Source organism: Pelotomaculum sp. PtaB.Bin117 (assembly GCF_002067195.1).
Taxonomy (GTDB): domain Bacteria; phylum Bacillota; class Desulfotomaculia; order Desulfotomaculales; family Pelotomaculaceae; genus Pelotomaculum_D; species Pelotomaculum_D terephthalicicum.
Map to the genome: position 1 here is coordinate 25,874 of NZ_MVQM01000068.1, position 6,903 is coordinate 32,776.

Sequence of the window (6,903 nt, forward strand, 5' to 3'; positions counted from 1 at the left end):
TGGAATTTGTAACATTTTTATCTATATTAACTTAACTTAACCATAATTACTACAAAATTAATTAATTTAAATAAGTTACTTTTACAAGGAGGTTGGCACTTCTTGAATGTTCTAAGGGGTTTTAGTAAAGCAATTCTGTTATTATCACTGTTTTATTTTGCCGCATTATTACATCTTCCGGCTGCTGAAGCCATGACTGGTAGTGGTACAACCGCTGATCCCTTCATTATTACAACGCCTGGTGACCTGGATGCTGTTAGAAATAACCTAACTGCTTCCTATAAGTTGGCAAACAACATTGATTTAAACGGTATAACATGGACACCGATTACTGGATTTAAAGGTAATCTAGACGGAAACGGATATGGAATAAAAAACTTAACATCTACCACAAGAGGTCTTTTTTATAGTATCGCCGGGACTGCCAGCACTCACGCGACAATTAAGAACTTGACCTTAACTGTGAAATCAATTAACACCAGCTTAAGTTCGGTTGGTGGGTTAGTCGGAAGCGGTAGTTATCTTGATATCAGCAAAGTCGCCGTGCTGAACGCGGACGGCGGCACTGGAATTAATTCAACCAATACCTATATAGGCGGGATACTTGGTACTTCGGGAACTTCCACTACTATAACTGATTCTTACGCAATACTTCCGGTAAATAGTTCCAGTGACGCTGGCGGTTTAGTAGGCCATATAAATACAAGCCCTACTATAACACGCTGTTATTTTGCTGGTACTGTGACTGGAGAATCGAGTATTAATGGGTTGGCAGGCACTGCTGCCTTCACCAGTTCCTATTACGATAGCATAGTTGCTGGAATCGCCCCAGTTGATAAAGCGCAAATGAAATTGACTTCGGGAATGGTGCACCAAGCGACTTTTACCGGTTGGGACTTTACAAATATTTGGGCAATTGACGAAGGCAGTTCTTATCCTTACCTGAGAAACTTAGAAAAACCCGTAAACGTCACCAGTATAAATACAGGTGATGTGACTTCCGGGGCGGGAACATCCGCTGATCCGTATATAATTACAACTGCCCAACAACTAAATAATATTAGATATGACATTTACTCTTTTTATAAATTGGGGTATGACATTGACTTGGGCAGTACAATGTGGACACCGGTTCCTGACTTCCACGGTAATTTAGACGGAAACGGATACGGTATTAAAAACTTAACATCCACTACAAAAGGTCTCTTTGATACTGTCAAAGGGACTGCCAGCACTCACGCGATAATTAAGAACTTAAGTTTAACGATTAGTTCGGTAAATACAAGTTCAAGTACTGTTGGTGGCTTGGTTGGAAACAGCAGTTATCTTGATATCAGTGAAGTTGCCGTGCTGAACGCGGACAGTGGTGCTGGGGTTAATGCAAGCAAAACAAATATAGGCGGGATAATTGGCAGTTCGGGAACGGCCACTACTATAACCGATTCTTACGCAATACTGCCTGTGAATGGTTCTAGCTACGTTGGCGGTTTAGTTGGTAGTACAAGCACAAGTCCAATAATAACCCGCTGTTATTTTGCCGGAACAATTACTGGAGACTCGAGTGTTTACGGACTGGCGGGCAGCGCTACTTTCACCAGTTCTTATTACAACGGCGTAGTTGCTGGAATCGATCCCGTTGATAAAGCGTATATGAAATTGACTTCAGGAATGACCCATCAGGTAAATTATACCGGTTGGGATTTTACAAATACTTGGGCAATTGACGAAGGCAGTTCTTATCCTTACCTGAGAAACTTAGAAAAACCCATAAACGTCACCAGTATAAACACCGGTGATGTGCCTTCCGGGGCGGGAACGTCTGCCGAGCCGTATATAATTACAACTGCCCAACAACTAAATAATATTAGATATGACATTTACTCTTTTTATAAATTGGGGTATGACATTGACTTGGGTAGTACAATGTGGACACCGGTTCCTGACTTCCACGGTAATTTAGACGGAAACGGATACGGTATTAAAAACTTAACATCCACTACAAAAGGTCTCTTTGATACTGTCAAAGGGACTGCCAGCACTCACGCGATAATTAAGAACTTAAGTTTAACGATTAGTTCGGTAAATACAAGTTCAAGTACTGTTGGTGGCTTGGTCGGAAACAGCAGTTATCTTGATATCAGCGAAGTTGCCGTGCTGAACGCGGACAGTGGTGCTGGGGTTAATGCAAGCAAAACAAATATAGGCGGGATAATTGGCAGTTCGGGAACGGCCACTACTATAACCGATTCTTACGCAATACTGCCTGTGAATGGTTCTAGCTACGTTGGCGGTTTAGTTGGTAGTACAAGCACAAGTCCAATAATAACCCGCTGTTATTTTGCCGGAACAATTACTGGAGACTCGAGTGTTTACGGACTGGCGGGTAGCGCTACTTTCACCAGTTCCTATTACGACGGCGTAGTTGCCGGGATCGCCCCAGTTGATAAAACGCAAATGAAATTGACTTCGGGAATGACTTACCAAGTGAATTATACCGGTTGGGATTTTACAAATACTTGGGCAATTGACGAAGGTGGTTCTTATCCTTACCTGTTAAAATTAGAAAAACCTATTAACGTTACCAGTATTGATACCAGTGATGTGCCTGCCTGGGCGGGGACATCTGCTGATCCGTATGTAATTACAACTGCCCAGCAGCTTAATAATATTAGGTATGATATTTACGCTTTTTATAAATTAGGCAATGACATTGATTTAAGCGGTACAATGTGGACATCGATTCCTGACTTCCATGGCAATTTTGACGGAAACGGATATGGTATTGAAAATTTAACATCCACTACGAAAGGCCTTTTTGATAGTGTCACCGGTACTTCCAGTACTCACGCGGTAATTAAGAACTTAAAATTAACTATTCAATCAATAGATACAAGTTTAAGTACAGTTGGCGGGTTGGTTGGAAGCAGCAGTTATCTTGATATCAGCGAAGTTGCCGTGCTGGATGCGGATAGCGGCACGGGAATTAATGCAAGCAAAACAAATATAGGCGGAATACTTGGCAGTTCGGGAACTGCCACTACCATTATTGATTCTTATGCCATACTGCCGGTGAATGGCTCTAGTAAAGTTGGCGGTTTAGTTGGTTATACAAGCACAAGTCCAATAATAACCCGCTGTTACTTCGCTGGTACAGTTGCCGGAGATTCGAGTGTTTATGGATTGGCGGGCAGCGCCACATACACCAGTTCCTATTATGATTCAACGGTTGCTGGAATATCTACGGGTACCGGAGCGAAAACAACCGAGGAGATGAAACAAAAAGCTACATTTATCGGTTGGGATTTTGATAATTTGTGGAATATAGATGAAGGTGTTACTTATCCTTATTTATGGTCAGACACTGCGCCGGGAACTAATTCGTATATAATTACGACTGCCCAACAGCTTAATGATATTAGAGATGATATTTACGCTTCTTATCAATTAGGGAATGACATTGACTTGGGCGGTACAACGTGGACACCGATTCCCCGCTTCCATGGTAATTTTGATGGAAACGGATATAGCATTAAAAACTTAACCTCCACTACAAAAGGTCTTTTTGACAGTGTCACCGGGACTTCCCGTGCTCACGCGACAATTAAGGACTTAACCATAACTGTAAATTCAATTAACACCAGTTCAAGTACGGTTGGCGGGCTGGTTGGAAGCAGCAGTTATCTTGATATCAGCGAAGTTGCCGTGCTGAATGCAAACAGTGGTACGGGAATTAATACAAACAAAACCAATATAGGTGGGATACTTGGCAGTGCGGGAACTTCCACTACCATAACCGATTCCTACGCAATACTGCCGGTGAATGGTTCCAGCAAAGTTGGCGGTTTGGTTGGCTACACAAGCACAAGTCCAATAATAACCCGCTGTTATTTCGCCGGAACAGTAACTGGTAATTCGAGTATTTACGGGCTGGCAGGCAGCGCCAATTTCACCAGTACCTATTATGACGGCGTAGTTGCCGGAATCAACCCCGTTGATAAAGCGCAAATGAAATTGACCTCGGGAATGACTCATCAGGCAATTTATACTGGTTGGGACTTTACAAATACTTGGGCAATTGATGAAGGTAGTTCTTATCCTTACTTGAGAAAGTTTGAAAAACCTGTAAACGTCACCATCATAAACATCAGTGATGTGCCTTCCGGGGCGGGAACCTCCGCTGATCCGTATATAATTGCCACTGCCCAGCAGCTTAATAATATTAGGTATGATATTTACGCTTTCTATAAATTAGGCAATGACATTGATTTAAACAGTACGACGTGGACATCGATTCCTGACTTCCATGGCAATTTTGATGGAAACGGATATGGTATTAAAAACTTAACCTCCACTACAAAAGGTTTTTTTGATAGTGTCAAAGGAAAAGCCAGTAATCACGCGATAATTAAGAACTTAACCTTAACGATTAAATTAGTAAATACAAGTGCAAATAACGTTGGTGGGTTAGTTGGGAGCGGTAGTTATCTTGATATCAGCAAAGGTGCCGTGCTGAATGCGGATAGTGGCACTGGCATCAACTCAAGCAGTTCGAATATAGGCGGGATTATTGGCAATGCGGGATCTAACACTACCATGACCGATTCATACGCAATATTGCCGGTAAATGGTTCCAGCTACGTTGGCGGTTTAGTTGGTTATACAAGTACGAATCCAATAATAACCCGCTGTTATTCCGCTGGAACAGTTACTGGAAATTCGAGTGTTTATGGACTGACAGACAGTGCCACTTTCACCAGTTCCTATTACAACGGCGTGGTTGCCGGAATCGACCCAGCTGATAAAGCGCAAATGAAATTGACCTCAGGAATGACTCATGAGGCAATTTATATCGGTTGGGACTTTACCAATACCTGGGCAATTGACGAAGGTAGTTCTTATCCTTACCTGAGAAACTTAGAAAAACCTGTAAATGTGACCAGTATAAATACCAGTGATGTGCCTTCCGGGACGGGGACGTCTGCTGATCCGTATATAATTACAACTGCCCAACAGCTTAATAATATTAGATATGATATATACGCTTTCTATAAATTAGGTAATGACATTGACTTAGACAATACAACGTGGACATCAGTTCCCGACTTCCATGGCAATTTTGACGGAAATGGATATATTATTAAGAACTTGACATCCATTACAAGAGGTCTTTTTGATAGTGTCAAAGGGACTTCCAGTAATCACGCAATTATTAAGAATTTAACCTTGACGGTTAAATCGGTAGATACAAGTTTAAGTAGTGTTGGTGGGTTGGTTGGAAACGGCAGTTATTTCAATATTAGCGTAGTTGCCGTACTGAACGCGGACAGTGGTACCGGAATTAATTCAAGCAGTAGTAAAATAGGCGGAATAATTGGCAGCGCGGGATCTACCAGCACCATAACCGATTCTTACGCGATACTGCCGTTGAATGGTTACGGTCATGTTGGCGGTTTGGCTGGTTATATTAATACAAGTACATCTCCAAGACCGGTAATAACCCGCTGTTATTTCGCCGGAACAGTTGCTGGGAATTCGAGCGTTTATGGACTGGCGGACGGTGCTACCTTCATAAGTTCCTATTATGATTCAACTGTTGCCGGAATATCTACAGGCACTGGGGCTAAGACAACCGAGGAGATGAAACAACAAGCAACATTTGTTGGTTGGGATTTTGTGCATATATGGTATATGGATGAAGGCGTCACTTATCCTTATATATGGTTACGCGCTCCTGAAGAAGAAAATATTGATTTTAAGAAAAGTTTAGGCCGGCCGTCATTTGATGCATTTTGCAACGACCCGGTCAACTCGGCAACAGGCAACTTTATATACGACCATACCGACCTGAATATACCTGCCAGGATTCCTCTTGAGTTCACCAGGTATTACAATTCCCGTGACGATTATACAGGTCCTTTAGGGAAAGGATGGCAGCATAATTACAATACTTATTTGACAGTGAACGAGGACAATTCCGTTGAAGTTAAATACCCTGACGGGCACATGTTCCTATTTACTTATGAAAACGGCTCATATAGCCGTCCGACCGGCTGCTTCGAAAATCTCAGCCAAAACACTGACGGGACATATGTCCTTACCTTCAAGAATCAAACCGAGTATGTTTTTGACTCACAGGGCAGGTTGACAAATATTACCGATAAAAACGATAACTTAATTACCATGCAATATACCGGATCATTATTAACAACCGCCGCCGAGCCAGCCGGGCGTTCCCTTAATTTTGAATATGATACCAACGACCGGTTAATCAGAATTACCGACCCGGCCGGGAGAACGGTTGTTTTTAGCTATGACACTGATGGCAATCTGTCTTCCGTACAGGATCTTAATGGAGGCAGCACATCCTTTGCCTATGGGCAATATGGCCTGACCACGATCACCGACCCGAAAGGCAACAATGAAGTAATAAACGAATACGATGTGGATTCCCGTGTTATCAGACAAGAAGACGCCAGGGGAAATGTAACATTATTTTCTTACAACCCCACGGAGAGAAAAAATGCCATGACCGATCCCAACGGCAATACGGCATACTTCTATTACGATGATAAATACAGGATAATTCAAATAGATTATCCGCAAAACCTGACGCAGTTATATACCTTTGATGAAAACTATAACAGAACCAGTGAAACCGATAAAAACGGCAACACAACCACGTACACTTATGACGCCATGGGAAATATTTTGACAAAGACAGACCCGGCCCCGCTGAATTATATTACCACTTACACCTACGACAGCTTAAACAATCCCACCCAGGTAATCGACGCGGCGGGATATGCGACCACCTATACCTATGACACGAAAGGCAACCCGCTCAGTGTCAGCAGAGCGACATACGGCGGCACAGCAACAACCTCCTTCGCATACAACCAGTAT

Annotated in this window: 1 protein-coding gene; it reads left to right on the top strand. The window is 42.5% G+C overall.

The features are described 5' to 3' along the window. Positions 1 to 102: 102 nt before the first annotated feature. Positions 103 to 6,903: GLUG motif-containing protein (locus A4E54_RS04470; RefSeq protein ID WP_286724650.1), on the top strand; the 6,801-nt coding region annotated here is incomplete at its 3' end.